The sequence below is a fragment of the Aeromonas sp. R10-1 genome (genome assembly GCF_040908465.1).
Classification (GTDB): Bacteria; Pseudomonadota; Gammaproteobacteria; order Enterobacterales; family Aeromonadaceae; genus Aeromonas; species Aeromonas caviae.
The window spans coordinates 174,093-197,707 of the sequence record NZ_JBFODT010000034.1; the positions used below are offsets into that span (position 1 = coordinate 174,093).

At 62.1% G+C, this 23,615-nt stretch carries 18 protein-coding genes; 11 read left to right on the forward strand and 7 right to left on the reverse strand.

The genetic code is table 11. The features are described from left to right. Positions 1 to 47: 47 nt before the first annotated feature. The 3 genes from dnaJ to grpE form a co-directional block, all read right to left on the reverse strand. Entirely contained in the window at positions 48 to 1,184 is a 1,137-nt protein-coding gene (dnaJ, locus tag AB5Y93_RS17365; RefSeq protein ID WP_010673647.1) for a molecular chaperone DnaJ, read from the reverse strand. Between the two features lie 254 nt (positions 1,185 to 1,438). Next, complete coding sequence (gene dnaK / locus AB5Y93_RS17370; protein WP_010673646.1) at positions 1,439 to 3,367, reverse strand: molecular chaperone DnaK; 1,929 nt, start codon at positions 3,365 to 3,367, stop codon at positions 1,439 to 1,441. Positions 3,368 to 3,651: 284 nt separating this feature from the next. Continuing rightward, a complete protein-coding gene (gene grpE, locus AB5Y93_RS17375; RefSeq protein WP_029314044.1) occupies positions 3,652 to 4,227 on the reverse strand; it encodes a nucleotide exchange factor GrpE in 576 nt (191 codons plus the stop codon). 263 nt (positions 4,228 to 4,490) lie between these two features. Between grpE and nadK the strand changes: the two genes are divergently transcribed. After that, complete coding sequence (gene nadK, locus AB5Y93_RS17380; RefSeq protein WP_368229933.1) at positions 4,491 to 5,375, forward strand: NAD(+) kinase; 885 nt, start codon at positions 4,491 to 4,493, stop codon at positions 5,373 to 5,375. A gap of 24 nt (positions 5,376 to 5,399) precedes the next feature. On the opposite strand, the gene AB5Y93_RS17385 is transcribed toward nadK, so the two are convergent. After that, positions 5,400 to 6,554 (reverse strand): GGDEF domain-containing protein, encoded by a 1,155-nt coding sequence (locus tag AB5Y93_RS17385; RefSeq protein WP_368229934.1) that lies wholly within the window; start codon positions 6,552 to 6,554, stop codon positions 5,400 to 5,402. A 305-nt stretch (positions 6,555 to 6,859) separates the two neighbouring features. Here AB5Y93_RS17385 and recN point away from each other — a divergent pair, with 305 nt between their 5' ends. From recN to AB5Y93_RS17420, 7 genes are all read left to right on the forward strand, one after another. Next, positions 6,860 to 8,524 (forward strand): DNA repair protein RecN, encoded by a 1,665-nt coding sequence (gene recN, locus AB5Y93_RS17390; RefSeq protein ID WP_041213253.1) that lies wholly within the window; start codon positions 6,860 to 6,862, stop codon positions 8,522 to 8,524. Between the two features lie 471 nt (positions 8,525 to 8,995). Further along, complete coding sequence (locus tag AB5Y93_RS17395) at positions 8,996 to 9,436, forward strand: universal stress protein (protein ID WP_042864170.1); 441 nt, start codon at positions 8,996 to 8,998, stop codon at positions 9,434 to 9,436. 194 nt (positions 9,437 to 9,630) lie between these two features. Then, a complete protein-coding gene (locus AB5Y93_RS17400) occupies positions 9,631 to 10,794 on the forward strand; it encodes an efflux RND transporter periplasmic adaptor subunit (protein ID WP_113069947.1) in 1,164 nt (387 codons plus the stop codon). Beyond that, positions 10,791 to 12,809 carry a MacB family efflux pump subunit gene (locus AB5Y93_RS17405; RefSeq protein ID WP_368229935.1) on the forward strand — a complete coding sequence of 673 codons (2,019 nt, stop codon included), beginning with the start codon at positions 10,791 to 10,793 and terminating at the stop codon, positions 12,807 to 12,809. The genes AB5Y93_RS17400 and AB5Y93_RS17405 overlap by 4 nt, the downstream gene beginning before the upstream one ends. Beyond that, positions 12,806 to 14,179: an efflux transporter outer membrane subunit gene (locus AB5Y93_RS17410; protein WP_368229936.1), complete on the forward strand. Its 1,374-nt coding sequence runs from the start codon at positions 12,806 to 12,808 to the stop codon at positions 14,177 to 14,179. Before AB5Y93_RS17405 ends, AB5Y93_RS17410 begins: the two co-directional genes overlap by 4 nt. Positions 14,180 to 14,311: 132 nt before the next feature. Further along, positions 14,312 to 15,118, forward strand: coding sequence for a siderophore-interacting protein (locus AB5Y93_RS17415; protein WP_368229937.1), 807 nt, complete (start codon positions 14,312 to 14,314; stop codon positions 15,116 to 15,118). A gap of 251 nt (positions 15,119 to 15,369) precedes the next feature. Continuing rightward, positions 15,370 to 16,476, forward strand: coding sequence for a 3-deoxy-7-phosphoheptulonate synthase (locus tag AB5Y93_RS17420; RefSeq protein WP_368229938.1), 1,107 nt, complete (start codon positions 15,370 to 15,372; stop codon positions 16,474 to 16,476). 470 nt (positions 16,477 to 16,946) lie between these two features. Here the strand turns inward: AB5Y93_RS17420 and AB5Y93_RS17425 are convergent, their stop codons facing one another. Both AB5Y93_RS17425 and dsdC read right to left on the reverse strand, forming a co-directional pair. Beyond that, positions 16,947 to 17,354 carry an H-NS family nucleoid-associated regulatory protein gene (locus tag AB5Y93_RS17425; protein WP_010673634.1) on the reverse strand — a complete coding sequence of 136 codons (408 nt, stop codon included), beginning with the start codon at positions 17,352 to 17,354 and terminating at the stop codon, positions 16,947 to 16,949. 349 nt (positions 17,355 to 17,703) lie between these two features. Beyond that, a complete protein-coding gene (gene dsdC / locus AB5Y93_RS17430; protein WP_368229939.1) occupies positions 17,704 to 18,648 on the reverse strand; it encodes a DNA-binding transcriptional regulator DsdC in 945 nt (314 codons plus the stop codon). Positions 18,649 to 18,865: 217 nt separating this feature from the next. Here dsdC and dsdA point away from each other — a divergent pair, with 217 nt between their 5' ends. Together dsdA and AB5Y93_RS17440 are read left to right on the forward strand one after the other, a co-directional pair. Beyond that, positions 18,866 to 20,197, forward strand: coding sequence for a D-serine ammonia-lyase (gene dsdA / locus AB5Y93_RS17435; protein ID WP_368229940.1), 1,332 nt, complete (start codon positions 18,866 to 18,868; stop codon positions 20,195 to 20,197). A 339-nt stretch (positions 20,198 to 20,536) separates the two neighbouring features. Beyond that, positions 20,537 to 20,713 carry a hypothetical protein gene (locus AB5Y93_RS17440; RefSeq protein WP_010673631.1) on the forward strand — a complete coding sequence of 59 codons (177 nt, stop codon included), beginning with the start codon at positions 20,537 to 20,539 and terminating at the stop codon, positions 20,711 to 20,713. A gap of 66 nt (positions 20,714 to 20,779) precedes the next feature. Here AB5Y93_RS17440 and icd read toward each other — a convergent pair whose 3' ends face one another. Continuing rightward, positions 20,780 to 22,033: an NADP-dependent isocitrate dehydrogenase gene (icd, locus tag AB5Y93_RS17445; RefSeq protein ID WP_010673630.1), complete on the reverse strand. Its 1,254-nt coding sequence runs from the start codon at positions 22,031 to 22,033 to the stop codon at positions 20,780 to 20,782. A 410-nt stretch (positions 22,034 to 22,443) separates the two neighbouring features. Between icd and AB5Y93_RS17450 the strand changes: the two genes are divergently transcribed. Next, positions 22,444 to 23,535, forward strand: a complete 1,092-nt coding sequence (locus AB5Y93_RS17450; protein ID WP_368229941.1) for an alpha/beta hydrolase — start codon at positions 22,444 to 22,446, stop codon at positions 23,533 to 23,535. The last annotated feature ends 80 nt before the right edge of the window (positions 23,536 to 23,615 follow it).

The following is a 23,615-nucleotide window of genomic DNA, read 5'->3' on the forward strand; positions in this document are numbered from 1 at the left end:
AAAAAAAGCCGGCACATCCGTGCCGGCTTGGGTAACGCGGGTCGCGTTTATTTGGTCAGGTCGTCGAAGAAGCGTTTCACCCCTTCGAAGAAGCCTTCGGATTTCGGCTTGTGGGTCTTGGCAGCGGCGCCGCTGAAGGAGTCGTCCAGCTGGCGCAGCAGATCTTTCTGGGTCTCGGTCAGCTTGACCGGAGTCTCGATCACCACCTTGCACATCAGATCCCCCACCTGGCCGGAGCGCACGGACTTGACGCCCTTGCCCCGCAGGCGGAACAGCTTGCCGGTCTGGGTCTCCGGGGTCACCTTGAGCTTGACCCGGCCATCCAGGGTCGGCACTTCAATCTCCCCGCCCAGCGCAGCCGTGGTGAAGCTGATGGGCACTTCGCAGTAGAGGTCGTTGCCGTCACGGACGAAGATCTCGTGCTCGCGCACATGAACCTGTACGTACAGATCCCCCGCCGATGCGCCGGTTTCCCCCGCTTCCCCTTCGCCGGAGAGACGGATGCGATCCCCGGTATCGACCCCGGCCGGGATCTTGACCGACAGGGTCTTGGTCTTCTGATAGCGCCCTTCCCCATGGCACTTGCGGCACGGATCCTTGATGATCTTGCCGCGACCGTGACAGTGGGGGCAGGGCTGCTGCACCGCGAAGAAGCCCTGGCGCATCTGCACCTGGCCGGAGCCGTGGCAGGTGGGGCAGGTCTGGGCCTGGCTTCCGGTATGGGCACCGGAGCCGTTGCACACTTCGCAGTGGACCTGGGTCGGGATCTTGATCTCCTTGGAGACCCCGCGCACCGCCTCTTCCAGCGTCAGCTCCATGTTGTAGCGCAGATCGGCGCCACGGGCCGGGCCGCGACGACCGCCCCCGCGACCACCGAAGATGTCGCCAAACACGTCGCCGAAGATGTCGCCGAAATCGGCACCACCACCAAAGCCGCCGTGGCCGCCACCCTGGCTCGGATCCACCCCGGCATGACCGTACTGGTCATAACGGGCACGCAGGTTCTCGTCGGTCAGGACCTCGTAGGCTTCCTTGACCTCTTTGAACTTCTCTTCAGCCCCGGCATCACCTTGGTTGCGATCCGGGTGATACTTCATGGCCAGACGCTTGTACGCCTTCTTGATCTCGCGCTCGTCGGCACCTTTCGACACCCCGAGCACTTCGTAGAAATCGCGCTTCGACATACTCATCCTGTTGCTATATCAGCAGTTACGCAGACGGGCGTTGGTTACCCAACGCCCGTAAATTCATTGACGAATCTGCTCACACTCTTACTACGAAGCCGTGATCAAGGCTCATGTGCTGCTCGGAATCCTCACGTATATCTATACGCTCCGGTTCCTGCGCTGCTCTTTACCTTGCTGACGGCCTCTCGCGAGAGACCGTGAACAGATTCTGAGCCGATGGGCGAAGCGGACTTCGCCCATCCGGGTCGGGCTTATTTCTTGTCGTCTTTCACTTCTTCGAACTCGGCGTCGACCACGTCGTCGTCAGCCTTGGCAGAAGAGGAGGACTGACCGGCGTCAGCACCGGCGGCGCCTTGCGCCTGAGCCTGCTGCTGGGCAATTTCCATCAGCTTCTGGGACGCTTCCAGCAGCGCTTGCTGCTTGGCTTCGATGGCAGCCTTGTCGTCACCCTTGATGGCGGATTCCAGCTCGCTCAGGGCAGTCTCGATCTTGGTCTTCTCGTCGGCAGGCAGAGCTTCACCGGCTTCGGTGACCTGCTTGCGCACGGAGTGGACCAGACCGTCAGCCTGGTTGCGGGCCTGCACCAGCTCTTCGAACTTCTTGTCCTCGGCCGCGTTGGCTTCGGCTTCGCGTACCATGCGTTCGATCTCGTCATCAGACAGACCGGAAGAGGCCTGGATGGTGATCTTCTGCTCCTTGTTGGTCTCCTTGTCTTTCGCGGAGACGTGCAGGATGCCGTTGGCGTCGATGTCGAAGGTCACTTCGATCTGCGGCAGACCGCGCGGTGCCGGGCGGATGCCTTCCAGGTTGAACTGGCCCAGGGACTTGTTGTCGCTGGCGCGCTTGCGCTCACCTTGCAGCACGTGAATGGTCACGGCAGACTGGTTGTCTTCGGCGGTGGAGAACACCTGGGACTTCTTGGTCGGAATGGTGGTGTTCTTCTCGATGAGCGCGGTCATCACGCTGCCCATGGTCTCGATCCCCAGGGAGAGCGGAGTCACGTCCAGCAGCAGTACGTCGGTCTTGTCACCGGACAGTACGGCACCCTGGATGGCAGCACCCATGGCCACGGCTTCGTCCGGGTTGACGTCTTTGCGCGGCTCTTTGCCGAAGAAGTCGGCCACGGTCTTCTGAACCAGCGGCATACGGGTCTGACCGCCCACCAGGATGACGTCGTCGATCTCGCCAACCGCCAGACCGGAGTCTTTCAGGGCGACACGAACCGGCTCCAGGGAGTCTTTCACCATGTCTTCCACCAGGGATTCCAGCTTGGCGCGGGTCACCTTGATGTTCATGTGCTTCGGACCGGTGGCATCTGCTGTGATGTACGGCAGGTTCACGTCGGTCTGCTGGGCAGAAGAGAGCTCGATCTTGGCTTTTTCGGCGGCATCTTTCAGACGCTGCAAGGCCAGCTGGTCGTTGCGCAGGTCAATGCCCTGCTCGCGCTTGAACTCGTCAACCAGGTAGTTGATGACGCGGTTGTCGAAGTCTTCACCACCCAGGTGGGTGTTACCGTTGGTTGCCAGCACTTCGAAGGTGGTCTCCCCTTCGACTTCGTCGATCTCGATGATGGAGATATCGAAGGTACCGCCACCCAGGTCGTATACGGCAACCTTGCGCTCACCCTTGACCTTGTTGACGCCGTAGGCGAAAGCCGCGGCAGTCGGTTCGTTGATGATGCGTTTTACATCCAGACCGGCGATGCGACCGGCATCCTTGGTGGCCTGACGCTGGGCGTCGTTGAAGTAGGCCGGTACGGTGATGACGGCTTCGGTCACCGGCTCGCCCAGGTAGTCCTCGGCGGTCTTCTTCATCTTTTTCAGCACTTCGGCAGAGATCTGCGGCGGTGCCATCTTCTTGCCTTTCACTTCAACCCAGGCGTCACCGTTGTCGGCCTTGGCGATGGCGTACGGCATGATTTTCAGGTCACGTTGTACTTCGTCATCTTCGAAACGACGGCCGATCAGACGCTTGATGGCGAACAGCGTGTTCTTCGGGTTGGTGATGGCTTGGCGCTTGGCCGGCTGACCAACCAGGATTTCGCCGTCATCGGCATAGGCAATGATGGACGGAGTAGTACGGTCGCCTTCCGCGTTCTCGATCACGCGAGCATGGTCGCCATCCAGAATAGCGACGCAGGAGTTGGTAGTACCCAGGTCAATACCGATGATTTTACCCATTTGACGAATCTCCAAATACTTTGAATAAACTGGCGAGGGGCTCGCCTTGATACGTTAACGGCTAGGTGGGGCCTGCCACTGTGGCTTTCAAGCTCCCGGCATCAAATTTTTTGTGCCGCCGTGGCCTTGCAACCTATATGGGGTCTCAAGTCGGCGCTTCAAGTCCGGCCCTGAAAAAACCTGCATACAGGCCACCTGACAGCCAAATGACGCCAGACAGGTTTTTTTGGCGCCACATCCAACAAAAAGCCCGCCAAGCGGCGGGCTTGGTGAGAACAGCGCGATCAGTCAGCGGACTTGGACACCATCACCATGGCCGGGCGGATGACGCGGCCATTGAGCTCGTAGCCCTTCTGCATCACGGCGATCACGGTGTTCGGCGCCACGTCGGCACTGGGCACCATGCTCATGGCCTGGTGGGCATTCGGGTCGAACGGCTGGTTGGTCGGGTCCAGCGCCACCAGGCCGAACTTGGCCACGCCGCTCTGCATGGATTTCAGGGTTAGCTCGACCCCTTCAATCATCGGCTTGAGGGTGTCGTTCTCCTTGTCCGCCAGCTCGATGGCGCGCTCCAGGTTGTCCAGCACCGGCAAGAGCTCTGCGGCGAACTTCTCCAGTGCAAACTTGTGGGCTTTCTCCACGTCCTGAGCGGCACGGCGACGCAGGTTCTCCATCTCGGCGACGGCGCGAATGGCGCGCTCCCGCTCTTCCAGGGAAGCCTGCTGGGCCGCCTCCAGCTGGGCCTCCAGCTCGGCGATGCGGGCCTGCTCGGCTGTCACTTCACTGTCTACATCGGTCGGCTCGACTGGCTGGGCTTCCACTTGCTCCATCGCTTCAACCTTTTGTTCTTCGTGGCTCATGACATCTCCAATATTCAGGGGTTGCGTGTGAGGGTGGCTGGCGTTCAGACAAGCGACACGCGCCAGCAGACCCTCTGTTGGCGCTATTATGGGGACACAGCCCCGGCTTTCAAGGGGAAAAGGGCAGATCGGGCACAATGGCGCCCATCCGCGTGCCAGGCAGCCCCTTTTCGGGGCCGATTGCACCAACCGCCACGGAGGCAGACAAATCCCCGGTAAAGCGCGGTATACTCCCCCCAAGACTCTCCCAGACCCGATAACCTATGGATTCTCCGTTCAAAACCGTTGCCCTCATCGGCAAGCCCAATCACGAGGGGGCCAACCAGACCCTGACCGGCCTGTATCAGTACCTGACCAGCCGCGGCTTTCGCGTGCTGCTGGAGAGCCGGGTGGCCCATACCCTGGGGCTGCTCGGGGAGAACGTGATGGATCTGGTGCAGCTCGGCGAGCAGGCGGATCTCGCCATCGTCGTCGGCGGTGACGGCAACATGCTGGGGGCCGCCCGGGTGCTGTCACGGTTCGATGTGGCGGTGATCGGGGTGAACCGGGGCAACCTCGGCTTCCTGACCGATCTCTCGCCCCAGGATTATCTGCTGCCCCTGGAGCAGGTGCTCTCGGGTCACTTCAAAAGCGAGCATCGCTTCCTGCTGGAGGCCGCCGTCTATCGCCACGGGGAGCGCAAGTCGAGCAACCTCGCGGTCAACGAGGCGGTTCTTCACCCGGGCAAGATCGCCCACATGATCGAGTTCGAGGTCTACATCGACGGCAGCTTCATGTACAGCCAGCGCTCGGACGGCATCATAGTGGCGACACCCACCGGCTCCACCGCCTACTCCCTGTCGGCAGGGGGCGCCATTCTCACCCCCAAACTCAACGCCATCACGCTGGTACCCATGTTCCCGCACACCCTGAGCAGCCGCCCCATCGTGCTGGATGCGGACAGCGAAGTGCGGCTGCTGGTCTCGCCGGACAACCAGGACGACGCCATGCAGGTGAGCTGCGACGGCCAGGTCACCCTGGCGGTCCACCCGGGGGACGAGATCCTCATCAAGAAGAGCAGCCACAAGCTTCATCTGGTGCATCCGCTGGATTACAGCTACTTCCACGTGCTGCGCAACAAGCTCGGTTGGGGCAGCAAGCTCTTCTAGCCAGGCACCACCGGTGGCGAGGGTCTACCCCTCGCTGCTTTCGACCAGCCGAGGCAGTGCCGGCTCGAATGCCAGATGCACCCCGTTTCTCCCCGCTTCCTTCACCCGGTACATGGCAGCATCGGCTTTGGTCAGTATCAGTGCCAGGTCAGCCTCGGCACTGGCGCACACGACCCCCATGCTCACCGTAACCCCCTCGCACGGCAGGCAGGCCCCCTGCCGGGAGCCCGTCTCTATCTGGCGGCGGATCCGGTCACAGATGTCGCGGGCCATCTGGCCGCTCACGCCCCCCATGATGATGGCAAACTCCTCGCCACCGATGCGCCCCACCAGATCATCCTTGCGTACCTCGGCCACCAGCACCCCGGCCACATAGCGAATGACCTCATCCCCGCAGCCGTGACCAAACTGGTCGTTGACCCGCTTGAAGTGATCGATGTCCAGGACCACCACGCAGCGCGTCTGGCCAGGCGTAGTACCCTCTCCGTGCCTGAAGAGGCCGCGCCGATTGAGCACCCCGGTGAGGGGATCCCGCTCCGAGAGCGCCAGCAATGCCTCCTCCGTCTCCACATAGGCCACCAGAGGCAGCAGCAACACCGAGCCGATGGTCAGCACAATGTGCATGAAGAAGATGAGATCGAGCCAGCCTCCGTCTCCCATCCGCCCTTCAGCTCCCAGCAAGAGCAGCCACCCCTGACTCAGCAGGATGGTGAAATGCAGCAGGTAAATGAGCGCCACCACATGGAGCACCCGCTTCTGTTGCCGGCCGAGAGAGACGATGAGGCAGGCGCACCACAGGTACAACATCGACTCCATCAGAGCCAGCACAATGCGCACGGGGGCGAGGCTGGACAATCCCAGATAGAGCAGCAACACCGCCACACCTCCCCCCACGGCACGGGGATGCCATGCGCGCTCGTAAAGCGCACAAAAACCGGCGAGCAACAGCAGGATGCTCATGAGCGAGACCAGGCCGCCGACCCGGATGCCCAGCGCCGGATGGCCGCCCAACACCCCCAGACTGAGCAGCAGGATGGAGAGGGAGAAGAGAAAAGCGGAGAGGGACCAGTACAGAAAGTTGCCTCGACCCGGCTTCAGGGAGTGGATGAACAGCATGATCAGCCCCGACATCAGGTTGATTGCCAGGGAGATCAGCAGCAGGGTCGGGGTATGGATCATCGTGACGCATCCTTGCGAAGAGGTCTGTACACTGCCCAGGCTCAACCAGGACTGTTTCGAGTGTGTCTCAGCCAGCCACTCACCACAAGAGAGCCCCTCAAGGTGGCTTCTCGCATCGCCTCAGCCCATGCCAGGTACGCAGGTTGATTTGCAGGCCATCTGATCGGCGTCACACCCATGCCGCGGCCTTGACATCCTTGCCCTCCCCCTGTTTCGCAAAAATCCTCCCTGCCCACTTTACTGTATATAAGACCAGTATATACTGGATGCATACACAGTAATGTTGACCCATACAGGATGAGACCATGCTGACCCAGCTGACCGTCAACAACTTCGCCATCGTCAAGTTTCTCGAGCTCGATCTGCAACCGGGGATGACCTGCATCACCGGGGAGACCGGGGCGGGCAAATCCATCGCCATCGATGCTCTGGGGCTGTGCCTGGGGGAGCGCGCCGAAGCCAGCATGGTGCGCCCGGGCAGCGACAAGACCGAGGTGAGTGCCCGCTTCCTGCTGGAGGGTAATCCTGCCGCCCGGGCCTGGCTCGCCACCAACGAGCTTGAAAATGACGGTGAGTGCATCGTCCGGCGGGTACTGTCCGCCGAGGGGCGCTCTCGCAGCTATATCAACGGGGTTCCCGTCCCCCTCGCCCAGCTCAGGAACCTGGGTCAACTGCTGGTCAATGTCCACGGTCAGCACGCTCACCAGATGCTGCTCAAACCCGATTACCAGCTCGCCCTGCTGGACGGCTACGCCGGTCATCATCTGCTCCTCGACGATGTACGCCGCCACTACCAGCAGTGGCGCCAGTTGCAAAACGAGCTCAACCGGCTCAAGGCCGAGCAGCAGCAGCGGGAAGCCCGCCGTCAACTCATCGAATACCAGGTGCAGGAGCTGGACGAATTTGCCCTTCAGCCGGGGGAGTTTGAAGAGATTGAAGAGGAGCATCAGCGGCTCGCCAATGGCACCGAGCTGATGCAGGAGTGCGGGTATTGCCTCGATCTGCTCTATGACAATGAAGAGACCACCATCGCCGGTCTGCTGCAGACGGCGGTGGACAGAGCCGAGACCCTGGTCGGCATGGACAGCCGGCTTGGCAACGTGCTCGGCATGCTCAACGAAGCCCTGATCGGCGTACAGGAGAGCCACAGCGAGCTGCGCAGCTATCTCGACCGGCTGGAACTGGATCCAGAGCGCTTCAACGAGCTGGAGAGCCGCCTCTCCAAGGCCATCAACCTGGCACGCAAGCACCATGTCAAACCGGCGGAGCTGGCCCACTACCATCAGGAGCTGGCCGCCGATCTGGCCCGCCTCAACTCCGACGAGGAACGCCTCGAGGGGATGGAGGACGAGCTGGCCTCGGCCCGCCAGGCCTTCGTGCAGGCCGCCGAGGCCCTGAGCCAGAGCCGCCAGCGCTATGCCGAGGAGCTGGGCGCCAAGGTAAGCGCCAGCATGCACGAACTGGCGATGCCCGATGGCCGCTTCGCCATCGAAGTGCGACCCGATGCCCAGAGCAGCCTCTCGCCCCTTGGCATCGATCGGGTGGAGTTCATGGTCACCACCAACCCGGGTCAGCCCATCCAACCCCTTGGCAAGGTGGCTTCCGGCGGCGAGCTGTCGCGTATCAGCCTCGCCATCGTGGTGATCAGTGCACGCAAGATCTCAACCCCGACCCTTATCTTCGACGAAGTGGATGTGGGGATCAGCGGCCCGACCGCCGCCGTGGTGGGCCGCCTGTTGCGCCAGCTCGGCGAATCCACCCAGGTGATGGTGGTCACCCACCTGCCCCAGGTGGCAGGCAAGGGTCACCAGCACATGGTGGTGAGCAAACACACCGACGGCAAGACAACGGAAACCCAGATGCAGGCGCTCACCCCGGGCGCCCGGCTCAACGAACTGGCCCGCCTGTTGGGGGGCGATCAGATCACCGACAACACCCTGGCCAATGCCCGTGAGTTGCTCGCAAGCTGACCACGGGGCGGACGGGATGCCCTCCCGTCCATGTCGGCCCTTTCAGATTGGCCGAGTCATCATCGCGGTGGCTAGCTGAAACCTCTTGCCGACGGCGTCGGCCTGGTTGGCCGATGCCGTGCGCCGCAAGCAAGAACGAGGGACTGCCCTGGCTAATCCGCGGCACGTGTCTTGATGCTCAGTCTGAGTCTGTCAGCCTGGTCATCACCCAGTCGGGCTTCCATCGTCATGGTCAGGACGCCACTCATCTTCGTTGCACTCATTCGCATATCGAACGGGCCCACTCCTTCATTTTCCATTCAACTCAGTCTGTTATGATGATGTAAACGGACTCGGTACCTTCAGTTGCCATCGACAGAAGGTGACGCTTGATGCAAACACACCGGGTTCGTTTGAGCTGACATTTCGCGGGAAGGGAGGATGGGAGCGCGCTTCCGCCGTCTGACCCGCACCTGCCAAGGAGAACTGCTTATGAGCCCGACCAATATTGTGCTGTTGCTGGAAGGCAAGGATTACGAGCAGGAGACACTGGCCAAGGCGAGCCGTCTGGCACAAGGGCTGGGCGCCAACCTGACCTTGTTGCACCTGACCCACAGCAGCAAGACCCGTCGCAATAGTCTGTCCCTGTCACAAGAGGAGCGCAGCGCCCAGGGCACCCTGGATGCCAAGGCGATCATCAGTGAACTCATCACCCAGCTGTCTCATCCGGTGGATTACCAGTGTCTGGTGGTGGATGACGTGGTGCCGGATCTCCAGCGCTGGCTGGCCGCCCACCCCGCCGACCTCTTGCTGGTCGGCAGCCGTCATCACTGGATGGAGGGCTCGCTGGCCCGCCTGCTCCTCTACAAACTGCCCCTCGATATCCAGATCTGCCACGAGCCTCACGCCGCCTTGCTCAAAGCCGTCGGTTGACACCACAAGACCCGCTCCCTGAGCGGGTCTTCTTGTTTCTGACGCCCCGCCGTCACCCTCCCCCAGCTTGACCTCCTCCACTGCGTCACCGCCAGAACCACACGATTTCTTACACATTGCTCGCTTCTTTTTGAGGGCCATTTGCTGCACGATATGGCCCTTGCACGCCTTCGCTCGTTTCGTTCAGGTGATAAATGAAAGCTCTTCGAAAACCCGGCAAGCTCGCCCTGCTCGCCCTTGTGCTGATCCCTCTCGTCACCTGGCTGGCCTGGCCAGGCAACACACCGGACCCGGTACTGACCGCAACGGTTACCCGACAGGATGTGGAGCAGACGGTGCTCGCCAGTGGCGTACTGCAGGCCATCGAGCAGGTGGATGTGGGGGCTCAGGTCTCGGGTCAGGTCACCTATCTCGCGGTGGAAGCGGGTCAACAGGTCAAACAAGGAGAGCTGCTGGCGGAGATCGATCCCCTGATCGCCCAGAACAACCTCAAGACCGCCGAGGCGGAGCTGGCCAGCCGCCGCGCCCAGCTCAAGATCAAGCAGGCACAGCTCAAACAGAACGAGCTTGCCTGGCGCCGCCAGCAGCAGATGTTTCGGCAGGAAGCGAGCTCTCGTGCGGATCTGGAGAGCGCCGAAGCCCAGCTTGCCGTCACCCGGGCCGAGCTGCAAAGCGCCCAGGCCGACATCGACAACGCCATCATCAAGGTGGAGCGCGCCAAGACAGAGCTCGGCTACAACCGCATTCAGGCCCCCATGGATGGTACCGTCGTCTCCATCGTCACCCGGCAGGGGCAGACCCTGGCCGCCAGCCAGACGGTACCGACCCTGCTCAAGCTCGCCAATCTCGACACCATGACGGTCAAGGCCCAGATCTCCGAAGCGGACGTCACCCGTGTCAAGGCGGGCATGCCGGTCTATTTCACCCTGATAGGGGATCCGGATACTCGCTACCACGGTACCCTTCGCACGGTCGAGCTGGCACCCACCAACATCAATGAGCAGACGGCCAGCACCACGGCCACCAACAATGCGGCCATCTACTACTATGCCCTGTTCGATGTGCCCAACCCCGGCCATCAGTTGAGGGTCGCCATGACGACCCAGGTCACCATCGTGCTCGGCGAGCGCAAGCAGGTACTGGCCATTCCCCAGACCGCCCTCGGCAAGAAGACTGGCGACAACGAGTACGAGGTCAGCCTGCTCAAGGCGGGGGATCAGAGAGAGACCCGCCGCATCAAGACCGGCATGAAGGATGACATCAAGATTGAGGTGGTGAGCGGCCTGACCGAGCAGGAGAAGGTGATCCTGGAGCAGGGCAAGCCGGCCCTGCACGATGAAGGGGAGATGGAGCCGTGAGCGAGCCCCTGATCCGTCTCAAGGGCATCGAGCGGCGCTACCAGAGCGGAGAGCACGAAGTGACCGTGCTGCACCCGCTGGATCTCGCCATCGATGCCGGGGAGATGGTGGCCATCGTCGGCGCCTCCGGCTCCGGCAAATCGACCCTGATGAACCTGCTGGGCTGCCTCGATCGCCCGAGCGGCGGCCAGTATCTGTTTCGCGGCCAGGATACCGCGACCCTGGATGCCCTCTCCCTGGCACGGCTGCGCTGCCACCACTTCGGCTTCATCTTCCAGCGCTATCACCTGCTGCCCCATCTGGACGCGGCCGCCAACGTGGAGATCCCCGCCATCTATGCCGGCACCGCCCGCCTTGATCGCCAGGCCCGTGCCCGCACCTTGCTGACCCGCCTGGGACTGCAGGATCGCAGCCACCACAGACCCGGCCAGCTCTCCGGCGGTCAGCAGCAGCGGGTCAGTATTGCCCGGGCGCTCGCCAACGGCGGCGAGGTGATCCTGGCGGACGAACCCACCGGCGCTCTCGACAGCCAGAGCGGCAAAGAGGTGATGGCCATCCTCAAGGAGCTGCACGCCCAGGGCCACACCATCATTCTGGTGACCCACGACATGGCGGTGGCAAGCCATGCGGATCGCATCATCACCCTGCGTGACGGGCGGGTAGTGGAGGACAGCGGCCATCGGGCGACCGATGACAACGCAGCCTCCCCATCCGGGGCGCCAGCCCACCCGCTGCCAGGTGACGGCAGCCAGCTGGCCGCTCCCTCTGTCGGGCAAGATGCACAGGCCACAGGCGCCGCCGTCCGCACCGCAAGCCGGGGCTGGGATCGCTACCGGGAGGCGGGGCGCATGGCCCTGCACGCCATGCTGGCCCATCGCATGCGCACCTTCCTCACCATGCTCGGCATCATCATCGGCATCGCCGCCGTGGTCAGCGTGGTGGCGCTGGGTCAGGGGGCGCGCGCCAAGGTGATCGACGACATCAACGCCATGGGCACCAACACCATCGACATCTTCCCCGGCAAGGACTGGGGAGACGAGAAGGCCGCCAGCATCCAGACCCTGAACGAGCGGGATCTCGACGCGCTGCTCGGCCAGCCCTATCTGGAGGGGGCCAGCCCCCAGATAGCGACGTCGGGCCAGCTTCGCTATCGCAACAAGACCAGCAGCGGCAGCGTGATCGGGGTCGGCAACGACTTTTTCCGGGTCAAGGGGATGACGCTCACCCAGGGGCGTCTGCTCGATGAGCGGGACATTCGAAACCGGACGGCAGTCGCCGTGGTGGATGGCAAGACCATAGAGAGCCTGCTTGGCAAGGTGGACCCGGTCGGCCAGGTGGTGCTGGTCGGCACCCTGCCGGTGCGCATCGTGGGGGTGGTCACCCAGGAGACCGGCTTTGGCCGCAGCAGCCAGTCGGTCAATGTCTGGCTCCCCTACAGCGCCGTCATGAGCCGTCTCCTCTCCCAGCAGCACTTCACCCAGATCACCATCCGGGTCAAGGACGGCGTCCAGCCCGCCCTGGCCGAGCAGGCGGCAGTCGCCCTGCTGACCCAGCGCCACGGCGTGAAGGACTTCTTCACCTTCAGCAGCGACAGCATCGTCAAATCGGTGGAGAAGACCACCGCCACCCTGACACTGCTGGTCTCCGCCATCGCGGTGATCTCCCTCATCGTCGGCGGCGTCGGAGTGATGAACATCATGCTGGTCTCGGTGGTGGAGCGCACCCGGGAGATAGGGATCCGCATCGCCGTCGGCGCCCGCCAGTCCGACATACTGCAACAGTTCCTCATCGAGGCGGTGATGGTCAGCCTGCTGGGGGGACTGCTCGGTATCGGCCTCGCCCTGCTCATCGGCGCTCTCTTCTCCCTGCTCGTGGAAAGCTTCCAGATGCGCTTCTCGCTCTTCTCCATCCTGATGGCCTTCGGGTGCTCCTCCCTCATCGGGATCCTGTTTGGTTACCTGCCCGCCCGCAATGCGGCCAGGCTCGATCCGGTGGAGGCACTGGCGAGGGAATGACGATGCACAACCTATCAAGGCTCGGGCTAAGCCTGATGCTCACCGCCAGCCTCGGTGCCTGCAGCCAGCAGAGCACCTATCACAGACCCGATCTCGACGTGGCGCCAGCATGGCAGCAGGAGAGCCGGGGTCTCACCGCGCAGCAGGCTGGCCCCTGGTGGCAGGGATTCCAGGATCCCGCGCTCGATCGCCTGGTCGAGGCGGTGCTGGCCGCCAACCCGGACATGCGGGTGGCCGGGCTCAAGCTCAAGAACGCCCTGCTCGGCGCCGATCTGGCTGACACCAACCTCACCCCCTCTGTCAGCGCCAATCTCGGGGCCAGCGGCACCAAGAACATGAAAGATGGCAGCGCCAGCAGCAACCTGGGCCCCTCCCTCAACCTCAGCTACGAGGTGGATCTCTGGGGCAGACTGGCCGCGGCAAGGGATCAGGCGAGCTGGGAGGCACAAGCCAGCGAACAGGATCTGGCCGCCACCCGGTTGCTGCTCATCGGCAAGACCCTGGAGCAATACTGGCAACTGGCCTACCTCGGCTCGGCCATTACCCTGGGCACCCAGCAACTGGCCAATCTGGAACGCATTGAGCGCCTGACTCGTGCCAAATACGAGGCGGGCGCCGTGACCCGACTCGATCTGGTACAGGCCAGCCAGCAGAAGGCAGGCAAGCAGGCGGAGCTCGCCACCCTCACCCAGCAGCGGACACAGGCTGGCAATGCTCTTCGCCTGCTGCTGGGCCGCAGCAGCGGGCCGCTCGCTGACGCTCCCGACGCCCTGATCATGGGCCCGATCCCGTCCCTGGCGGCCGGCATCCCCGCCGATGTGCTGGCCCGGCGGCCCGATGTGCGCGCCGCCGAACTCAGGCTGCGCAAGACCCTTGCGAGGGGAGACGAGATCCGCACCGGCTTTTATCCCACCCTGAGCCTGACCGGCGGTGCCAGCACCACCTCGGATACCCTGACCCAGGTGCTGCAAAATCCGGTCGGCACCCTGGGCGCCACGCTGGCGCTCCCTTTCCTCGAGTACAACAAGACCCGGCTCTCCATTGCCAGCGCCGACATCGACTACCAGATTGCCGAAACCGAGTTTCGCAAGCAGCTCTATACCGCGCTGCTGGAAGTGGAGGATGGCCTGGCAGCCCGTCAGCAAGGGGATCAGCGGCTGCGCTATCTGGAGCAGCAGAGGGCCTATGCCCGGGAGGCCGAGAGGCTGGCAGGCGCCCGTTTCCTGGCCGGTGCCACTGGGGTGCAACCCTGGCTGGATGAGCAGAACCGCCTGTGGGATGCCGAGCTCGCCCTGCTGGCACAGCAGCAGACCCAGCTCAACAACATGGCAGGCATCTATCGGGCGCTGGGGGGAAGCGATCGAACCTGACCCAGGCAGAGAGTGTGGTATCGCGATGGACATCCAGAGGAGGTCAATCGCGACCCATTCTGCCCACAAACCAATTGATAATAATTTTCATTTCATCAAGAATGGGCGCCATCATCAGCCAGGAGTATGCCCATGTCTCAACCCGCCCCGGCCAATCGCCCCCGCCTGCTCACCGTCAAGCATGTTCAGGATGTGAGCCCGCACCTGCGCCGAATCTGCCTGACCAGCCCCGAGCTTGTGGACTACCCCTTCAGCTGTGGCGGTGCTCATGTCAAGATCATGCTGCCCCGACCGGATCAGCGCGAGATAGTGTTGCCCACCCCCACCGACAAGGGGCCTCGCTGGCTCGATCCCGCCCAGAAACCCGTCATTCGCACCTTCACCATACGTGCGTTTCGCCGGGAGGCGCTGGAGCTCGACATCGACTTCGCCCTGCACGGCGAGGCCGGCCCCGCCAGTCGTTTCGCCCTGCACGCCAAACCGGGTGACAGGCTCGCCATCTCGGGCCCGGGCGGCCCCGACCCCATGCTGCAAACGGCCGAGCACTATTACATGGCGGGGGATCTCACCGCCCTGCCCGCCATCAGCGCCATGGTGGAAGTGATGCCAGCCCATGCCAGCGGCCATATCGCCCTGCTGGTCCCCCATCAGGACGACGTGCAGGATCTGTCGCTGCCGGCCGGCGTCGACCTGCGCTGGTTCGTGGGTAATCCGGAACAGGCCGCGGCCCTGGTGGCGCATTTCACCGCCCAGCCTATGGTCGCTGAGGGGAGCTATTTCTGGTTTGGCGGGGAAGAGAGCCTGGTCGTGCCGCTGCGCCGCCACGTCAGACGCGCCCTGGATGCCGAGCGCCAGCGGGTCTACGCAGTCCCTTACTGGCGCAGCGGCAAGGATGAAGACGCTTACCATCAGGAGAGGCACGCCGTGATGGACAGCTGATCCCCTCTTTATCTTGTGACTGGCGGGTTTCTTCCCTCGGGGAAGCGGCCTGCTTTTGCTGCGGTTCCCCCGCCATCGTTCTCTCTCCCCCCATCTTCGCCTGGCGATTTCATTGCACTTGCATTTGAGACAAACACCAAGATAATGACAATCATTCTCAACAACTGCGATGAGCCGTGAATCTGTCTGCTCCCAACGGGATGCCGCATACGGGTTCCCCATCGCACACATGCACAGCAAGGTAACTTCAGATGGCAGTTTTGAATTCGGTCATGCGCGCCTTCGCCATAGAGGCGCTCCCCACCCCTGCCGAGCTGCTGGCGCAGCACCCCTGTCCGGCCGACATGGCCCGGCATATCGACAGCCAGCGCCATCAGGCACGCCGGATCCTGGCAGGTGAAGACGATCGCCTGCTGGTCGTGATTGGCCCCTGCTCCATCCATGATCCCGTCGCGGCCCTGGACTATGCCGGACGGCTGGCACGATTCGCCACCGCCTATGAAGACAGCCTTCAGATAGTCATGCGCGCCTATTTTGAAAAGCCGCGCACCACGGTGGGCTGGAAGGGGCTGGTCTTCGATCCGCACCTGGACGGCAGCAACGACATCAATCGGGGATTGCATCTGGCACGCCAGGTGCTGCTCGACATCAATGGACTGGGGCTCGCCACCGCCACCGAATTCCTCGACACCACCAGCTTTCTCTATCTCGCCGATCTCGTCAGCTGGGGCGCCATCGGGGCACGCACCACGGAGTCTCAGGTCCACCGGCAATTGGCCTCCGCACTGCCCTGCCCCGTGGGATTCAAGAACGGTACGGACGGCAATATCCGGGTCGCCATCGATGCCATCCAGGCCAGTACCGCCTCCCATCTCTTCACCGCCCCCGGCAGCCAGGGCGGCATGGTAGTGATCAAGAGCGAAGGCAATCCCGACGGCCATATCATTCTGCGTGGCGGCACCCTGCCCAACTACCACCAGAGCGATGTGGCGGAGGCAGCAGACCGCCTCACCCGTCAGGGACTCCCCCCTCGCCTGATGGTGGATTGCAGCCATGGCAACAGCCAGAAGCTGCACACGAACCAGCTGAAGGTCGCCAAAGAGCTCTGTCGCCAGCTGAGCGAAGGGAGCCAAGCCATCGCCGCCGTCATGGTCGAGAGCTTCTTGCTGGGAGGAAACCAGAAACCGGCTCCTCTGGGTGAGCTGCAATACGGCCTGTCAGTGACCGATGCCTGCCTCTGCTGGGAAGAGAGTGAACACCTGCTTGCCATGCTGGCAGAGGCGGTCAAGGCCCGTCGCCGCACCCGGAGAAAATACGCACACGCCGTTCAGTCTGAACTCGGTCAACCTGTCATCTAGCATTCGGTTTATTTGTTTGCCACCAATCCGTGTCTGCCTCATCCGCACGTTGTCCGGCATCGTGCGGATATATTGCAGAAGAGCGGTGTCAAACAGACCATAAATAGAGGGGATAAATTAATAGGCGGTGGGCGTCATGCATCAGCAAGAAAAAGAGACGGGCCGCTCAGGCGTACAGATGAGGATCCACCGCCGCTATTTCATTCTGTCACAGCAGGTATCCATGTTCGTTTCTCACAAGGGACGAAGATACACGGGCTGTATGAGTCCTCAGTGCGTATAAGTGGCGAGGTGGCATGGAAGATGATGCGCCACCTTTATTGGGCACATGATGGTCATGGCTATTCCAGACGAGGCTCTCCAATTAACCGGAGTAACCTGCGCAATTGGGTTTTACTGCGACATCATCTGAACCCTGAAAATAATAATGCCGCCCTGCAGGCGGCATTATCGAGATCCGGAGCTGGCGATCAGATCAGGAAATCGTTCAGATCCTTGCCCAGCGCAACTTGCTCGGCGATGGCCTTGGGCATACGACCCTGACCGGTCCAGGTCTTCTCCTGACCGTCTTCCTGGTATTTGTATTTTGCAGGACGGGGAGCACGCTTGCTCTTGGTGGTGCCCGCCGCAGCCGGAGCCGCCACGCTGCCGATCAGCTCACGGGGATCAATACCAGCCTGTTGCAGCATTTCGGTGAATTCATTCAGTTTGCGCTGACGCTCTTCCTGTTCGGCGCGTTCCTGTTCAACGGACTCGGCACGCTCGTTATATACCAGGTCAAACTTTTCTTTCGCTTCTTGCAGTTGCTCAAACGGCAGTTCACGAATGGCAGCGCGCAAGCTGCGAATGTTCAGCAGAACCTTCAGAAACTCGTTCATTACTTCCTCACAGAATTATTTTTGTATGTCACAGGGATAACACGATTTGAGAATAGCATGCCCATTGGATAACAACATAATGTTTTTATACCATCCGGCAGCGCTCTGACACCATATGGACATTATTCACCGTGGTTAATTCCCTGCCTGATACTTATTGGGAATACTCTCACAGACTTTATTTTCTATTTTCCCCGGTTAATCTCAGGCTCACCTCATCCGTTGCACACGGTGTTATCTCTTACCCGCGTCGCTCTGCGCCAGGTCATTTAGCAGCAGTGCCGGCCCTTATTGTACAAATAGTGCGCTCATGGCCATGACCTTCGCGGACAATAAACCAGGTCCCGTTTCAGGATGCCCCTTGCGCCTGATCCTGTATCCAGCGGATGAATGCCTGGATCTTGGGACACTGGCGGTGAGGGAGGGTCGCCAGGTAATAACGCGGCTCGCAGCGCACCGCCATGTCCGGGAAGGGCATCACCAGCGCTCCGCTCGCCAGCGCCTGGCTTGCCAGTTGCCTGCGCCCCATGGCGACACCGGCGTGGTGGGTGGCGGCAAGGATCGCCAGATCCGCTCGATCAAATCCCATGTGTGACGAGCAGACCTCCAGGGAGAGATGCCAGTGACTCCCCCAGGTGCGCCACTCGTCGCTGTCGGTGTCCAGGCCCCAGGCTTGCCTGTCATGGAGCAGGCGGCACTGCTGCAGATTCCCCACCTCCCCCATCAGACCGTGGTCGCTGGCGTATTGAGGGCTGCACACCGGCACCATGTATTCATCCATCAGGGGGTGGATGGCCAGGCCCGTCGGGGTTCTGGCATCGAAGTTGAGGGTCAAGTCGATGCCGTAGCCGTGCAGGTTTATATGCTCGTTGCCCGTCAGCAGGTTGAGCTCGATGTGAGGATGCAGGCGGGAAAAATCGGCGAGCCTTGGCACCAGCCAGCCCTGGGCGATGGAGGGACGCGAGTGCAGCGTCAGGGAGCCCGACAGCGCCTGCTCCCTGATTTCCAGCACCTCCTGATTGATGAACTCCAGGGAAGAGGTGAGCGCCCAGAAAATGCGCTGCCCCTCCGTGGTCAAGGCCACTTTGCGGTGAAAGCGCTGGAACAGCAAAAACCCGAGCGCCTCTTCCAGGGCCGAGATGCGGTGGCTCACCGCGCTTGGGCTCAAGGAGAGCTCGTCGGCGGCGAGCGCAAAGGAGCCGTGGCGGGCCGCCGCCTCGAAGGTGTGGAGCCTGGCGAGCTGATGGCTGCTGAGCAGCTTGCTCCTCACCCCCGGGTGCTCATCGCGTTGCATGGTTGGGCCTTCCTCTCTTTTATCTGGCGGATGATACCAGAAGGGCGAGGTTTGCATTCACCAGGAAGACTCAACTCACCCATATTCGAAGAAACAGCAGGGTAGATGACCATTTGCATCAACTGAGCTCATCCAAGCCACGCGTTTTATCATTTGTCACGGCAACGCTGGCGCCGTTCAATGGGATGATTCCGTCACCACTCCACGCGAGGCTTTCATGACACACACCGACATTGCCGGGCTCATCGCCCGCTTCCCCCTGCTCGAACCGCTGATCGCCCTCACCCCTGTGACCTGGTTCAATCCGGGGGCCACCTCCCTAGCGGAAGGATTGCCCCATGTGGGGCTCACCCGGCACGATGTGGCCGCCGCCTCCGCCCGGCTCGCCCGCTTCGCCCCCTACCTGTGCGAGGCCTTCCCCGAAACCCGCGCCAGCCACGGCATCATCGAGTCCGGGATCGCCGCCATCCCGACCCTGCAGGGGACCCTCAATGGGCGCTATGGCGTCGAACTCACCGGCAGGTTGCTGCTCAAACAAGACAGCCACCTGCCCATCTCCGGCTCCATCAAGGCGCGCGGCGGCATCCACGAGGTGCTGGCCCATGCCGAACATCTGGCCATCCAGGCTGGGCTGCTGCGCGAGACGGATGACTATCGCACGCTGTTTTCGGACGAGTTCCGCCACTTCTTCGGCCAGTACAGCATCGCGGTGGGGTCGACCGGCAACCTCGGCCTCTCCATCGGCATCATGAGCGCCCGCCTCGGCTTTCGCGTCACCGTCCACATGTCCGCCGATGCGCGGGAGTGGAAGAAGAAAAAGTTGCGCGAACATGGCGCCATCGTCGTGGAATATGCCGACGATTACGGGGTGGCGGTGGAGCAGGGACGCAAGGAGGCCGAACGCGATCCCGCCTGCTTCTTCATCGATGACGAGCACTCTCGCACCCTGTTCCTCGGCTATGCGGTGGCGGGCGAGCGGGTGAAAAAGCAGTTCGACGAGATAGGCATCAGGGTGGACGCCGACCATCCGCTCTTCGTCTACCTGCCTTGCGGCGTCGGCGGTGGCCCGGGCGGAGTGGCCTTTGGTCTCAAGCTGGCGTTCGGGGACAACGTGCACTGCTTCTTCGCCGAACCTACCCACTCCCCCTGCATGCTGCTCGGGGTCCACACCGGGTTGCACGATGCCATTGCGGTGCAAGACCTTGGCATCGACAACCTCACCGCCGCCGACGGCCTCGCGGTGGGACGCGCCTCCGGTTTTGTCGGCCGCGCCATGGAACGCCTGCTTGCGGGCTTCTACACCCTGAGCGATCAGGAGATGTACGACCTGCTGGGGCTCCTGGCCCGGGATGAAGAGATCCGGCTCGAGCCCTCGGCACTGGCGGGCATGGCAGGCCCCTGGCGAGTGGCCGCCAACCTTGAGTGGCAGAGTGGGCAGGGACTGGATGTAGCCAGGATGGCCGGTGCCACCCACCTGGTGTGGGCCACCGGCGGCGGCATGGTGCCCACCGAGGAGATGGAAAAATACCTGGCCTGCGCCCGGATCTGATCTTTTTTTCGCCCCCGTGACCCGCCGACCTGGCGGGTTTTTCTGCTGCGAGATCAGCAAGATGGCACCTCAGCCCTCGCCACCATGACACAGACGGCCAGACTGCTGGACAGCCTGATTTATCATCCATCCCCACTGACTGGTTATTTTGTGATACGATAGAGACCGTTTTTTGACATCTGCGCCCCGTTGTCCCCTTTTTCCGATGAGATAACCACCGGTTCCGGCGACCAACACCTGCCGGGCGCAGCACAACATGTACCCAGTTCGAATCGCTCCTGCGCGACCTTGACGCCAGGAGCACTCCCCTCTGGGCACCTTAGATAAGGAGATCGGGCGATGAAACAATATCAAAGCTGGTTGGGACAATATCTGATGAGCCGCCGTGACGGAGACCACGCCATGGCATCCGAGCTCGCCAGCTCCATCTGCGAATTCTGGCAGGCCCGTGGAGATGAGGCCGAGACCAGCAAATGGCAGCAGATCTACGAGCAGCACGTGGAAAAAACCACCTGACGACCTGCTCTCCTCCATAAAAAAACCGGCGCTCATGGCGCCGGTTTTGCATTTCAACGACCCGGATCACATCTGGTCGATCATGTCCTGGGCGAACTGGGAGCAGGAACGCAGGGTGGCCCCTTCCATCAGACGCTCGAAGTCATAGGTGACGGTCTTGTTGGCGATGGCCGCTTCCATCCCCTTGACGATGAGGTCAGCCGCCTCGGTCCAGCCCAGGTGGCGCAGCATCATCTCGGCAGAGAGGATGAGGGAGCCCGGGTTGACCTTGTCCTGACCAGCGTATTTCGGCGCGGTGCCGTGGGTGGCTTCGAACAGGGCAACGCCGTCACCGATGTTGGCGCCCGGCGCGATGCCGATGCCGCCGACCTGGGCCGCCAGCGCGTCAGAGATGTAGTCGCCGTTGAGGTTCATACAGGCAATGACGTCATACTCGGCCGGACGCAGCAGGATCTGTTGCAGGAAGGCATCGGCGATGACGTCCTTGACCACGATGGTCTTGCCGGTTTTCGGGTTCTTGAAGGAGCACCAGGGGCCGCCGTCGATGAGCTGGGCATCGTACTCTTTCTGGGCCAGGGCATAGCCCCAATCCTTGAAGGCACCTTCGGTGAACTTCATGATGTTGCCCTTGTGCACCAGGGTCACGGAGTCGCGATCGTTGTCGATGGCGTACTCGATGGCGGCACGGACCAGACGCTCGGTACCGGCCTTGGACATGGGCTTGATGCCGATACCGCAGGACTCGGGGAAGCGAATTTTCTTCACGCCCATCTCGTTTTGCAGGAAAGCGATCACCTTCTTGGCTTCATCGCTGTCCGCCTTCCACTCGATGCCGGCGTAGATGTCTTCGGCGTTCTCGCGGAAGATCACCATGTCGGTCAGCTCGGGGTGCTTGACCGGGCTCGGGGTCCCTTCGTAGTAACGGACCGGGCGCAGGCAGACGTAGAGATCCAGCTCCTGGCGCAGGGCCACGTTGAGGGAGCGAATACCGCCGCCGACCGGGGTGGTCAGCGGGCCCTTGATGGCCACGCAGTATTCACGAATGAAATCCAGGGTTTCGGCCGGCAGCCAGGCACCTTCGCCATAGACATGAGTCGATTTCTCGCCGGTATAGATCTCCATCCAGGCGATCTTGCGCTCGCCTTTGTAGGCTTTCTCGACCGCAGCATTCACCACATTCAACATGGCCGGGGTCACGTCCACACCGATACCATCCCCTTCGATAAACGGAATGATGGGATTGTGGGGAACCTGCAGCTTGCCGCTGGCATCGACTGTGATTTTCTGGCCCTGGGTCGGGATAACTACTTTGCTTTCCATCGGCATCTCCTAACTTCCGTTTGTTATCAATCTGATCGTTGCGCGCGGCCATCTTAAGCCCATCCATTTGCATAATCAAATAGCGGGCGTGCATGTCAGACCATAGTCGGGGAGTGGATCACAGTGCGCCTGAGGATCCCCTCCTCCCTTGCCGCCCTCTGGTCCTGACGAGGCGCAGGCCCCGTCCATCCGGGCCTCTTCCTCTAGTGATGACAGCGTCTCCCTGCCCTCGCCGCCCCGAAGGAGCCTTTCCCCCAAATCCCGTTCGCCTTTACATCGTCGTAACCCCTTTGGCGAGGCAAGGCGCGCCGGGGGACAGGCTGCCGGATCCGGACTAGGCTCTTTGCCAGTGATCGGGGCGCCCGGGGCGTGGCCGGTCATGAAGAGAGCACGACAACAAGGAGAACACCATGTTTATCGTCACCAACCGGATGGTCAACGAGCAGGGCAAGACCCCCAGCGAGATCTTTGGCGAAAAACCCGCAGAGGGCCCCAACGAACTGCGCCTCGCCGAGGCCCGGCGTCAGGACAAACAGTGGCAGCTGGACCTGCTGCCGGATCAGATCACCGCCGAGATGGCCGCCAGCGTCGGCCTTGACCCCGACCTCCCCCACCCGGCCAGCGCCTATGTGGCGCGCAAGCTGCTGGAGCGCTGCGCCGGGACCGGCAGCACGGCCAAGCAGAAGCTCAAGACCGGCAAACACCTGCTGCTGTTCGTACACGGCTTCAACAACGATCTTGACGATGTGCTGGAGCGAGCCGCGGGGCTCGAGGCCCGTTACGGCGTCGAGGTGCTCTGCTTCAGCTGGCCCGCCAATGGCGGCGGCGCCCGGGGCGTGCTGAGCTACAAGAGCGACAAGCGCGATGCCCTGGCCTCGGCCGGGGCCCTTGACCGGGTGCTGGAGAAGATGAAGGGGCTGCTCGACGAGTTCAACGGCCAGTATGTGACGCAACTAGAAGAGAAGGCCCAGAAGAAGTTCGCCGACAACGGCGAGGCCTGGGATCGCTACTTCGCCAAGGAGGTGAACAAGCGCTGCCCCTTCACCATCAATCTGCTGCTGCACAGCATGGGCAACTACCTGTTCAAGCACCTGCTGGGCAGCACCACCTACCATGCCAACCAGCTGCTGTTCGACAACATCATCATGGCCGCCGCCGACACCAACAACGAGCTTCACGCCCAGTGGGTCGATCGCATCCAGTGTCGCAACCGCCTCTACATCACCATCAATGAGCGCGATGGTGCCCTGATGGCATCGCGCATGAAGATGGGGGAGCAACAAAAGGCGAGGCTCGGCCACTACACCCGGCGGCTGGACGCCAGAACGGCCACCTACGTGGACGTGACCAATCAGCCCCATGTGGGGGACTCTCACGCCTACTTCGAAGGGGATGCCCTCGCCAACGAGAAGGTGCTGCGCTTCTTCCACACCGTCTTCAACGGCGGCACCGGCGAGCGCGCGGAGCTGTTCGATGCGGCCCAGAACCTCTATCGCCTCTAGCCACTGCGCAAAAAAACCACCGCCCCGAGCAGGGCGGTGGTTGTTCATTATGCGCTCACTTGGTGGCCACAAGGCCGCCA

Excerpts from the sequence above, each read along its gene's own strand:
- dnaJ (WP_010673647.1), bottom strand. The coding sequence starts at position 1,184 with ATGTCGAAGCGCGATTTCTACGAAGTGCTCGGGGTGTCGAAAGGTGCC.
- dnaK (WP_010673646.1), bottom strand. The coding sequence starts at position 3,367 with ATGGGTAAAATCATCGGTATTGACCTGGGTACTACCAACTCCTGCGTC.
- grpE (WP_029314044.1), bottom strand. The coding sequence starts at position 4,227 with ATGAGCCACGAAGAACAAAAGGTTGAAGCGATGGAGCAAGTGGAAGCC.
- nadK (WP_368229933.1), top strand. The coding sequence starts at position 4,491 with ATGGATTCTCCGTTCAAAACCGTTGCCCTCATCGGCAAGCCCAATCAC.
- AB5Y93_RS17385 (WP_368229934.1), bottom strand. The coding sequence starts at position 6,554 with ATGATCCATACCCCGACCCTGCTGCTGATCTCCCTGGCAATCAACCTG.
- recN (WP_041213253.1), top strand. The coding sequence starts at position 6,860 with ATGCTGACCCAGCTGACCGTCAACAACTTCGCCATCGTCAAGTTTCTC.
- AB5Y93_RS17395 (WP_042864170.1), top strand. The coding sequence starts at position 8,996 with ATGAGCCCGACCAATATTGTGCTGTTGCTGGAAGGCAAGGATTACGAG.
- AB5Y93_RS17400 (WP_113069947.1), top strand. The coding sequence starts at position 9,631 with ATGAAAGCTCTTCGAAAACCCGGCAAGCTCGCCCTGCTCGCCCTTGTG.
- AB5Y93_RS17410 (WP_368229936.1), top strand. The coding sequence starts at position 12,806 with ATGACGATGCACAACCTATCAAGGCTCGGGCTAAGCCTGATGCTCACC.
- AB5Y93_RS17415 (WP_368229937.1), top strand. The coding sequence starts at position 14,312 with ATGTCTCAACCCGCCCCGGCCAATCGCCCCCGCCTGCTCACCGTCAAG.
- AB5Y93_RS17420 (WP_368229938.1), top strand. The coding sequence starts at position 15,370 with ATGGCAGTTTTGAATTCGGTCATGCGCGCCTTCGCCATAGAGGCGCTC.
- AB5Y93_RS17425 (WP_010673634.1), bottom strand. The coding sequence starts at position 17,354 with ATGAACGAGTTTCTGAAGGTTCTGCTGAACATTCGCAGCTTGCGCGCT.
- dsdC (WP_368229939.1), bottom strand. The coding sequence starts at position 18,648 with ATGCAACGCGATGAGCACCCGGGGGTGAGGAGCAAGCTGCTCAGCAGC.
- dsdA (WP_368229940.1), top strand. The coding sequence starts at position 18,866 with ATGACACACACCGACATTGCCGGGCTCATCGCCCGCTTCCCCCTGCTC.
- AB5Y93_RS17440 (WP_010673631.1), top strand. The coding sequence starts at position 20,537 with ATGAAACAATATCAAAGCTGGTTGGGACAATATCTGATGAGCCGCCGT.
- icd (WP_010673630.1), bottom strand. The coding sequence starts at position 22,033 with ATGGAAAGCAAAGTAGTTATCCCGACCCAGGGCCAGAAAATCACAGTC.
- AB5Y93_RS17450 (WP_368229941.1), top strand. The coding sequence starts at position 22,444 with ATGTTTATCGTCACCAACCGGATGGTCAACGAGCAGGGCAAGACCCCC.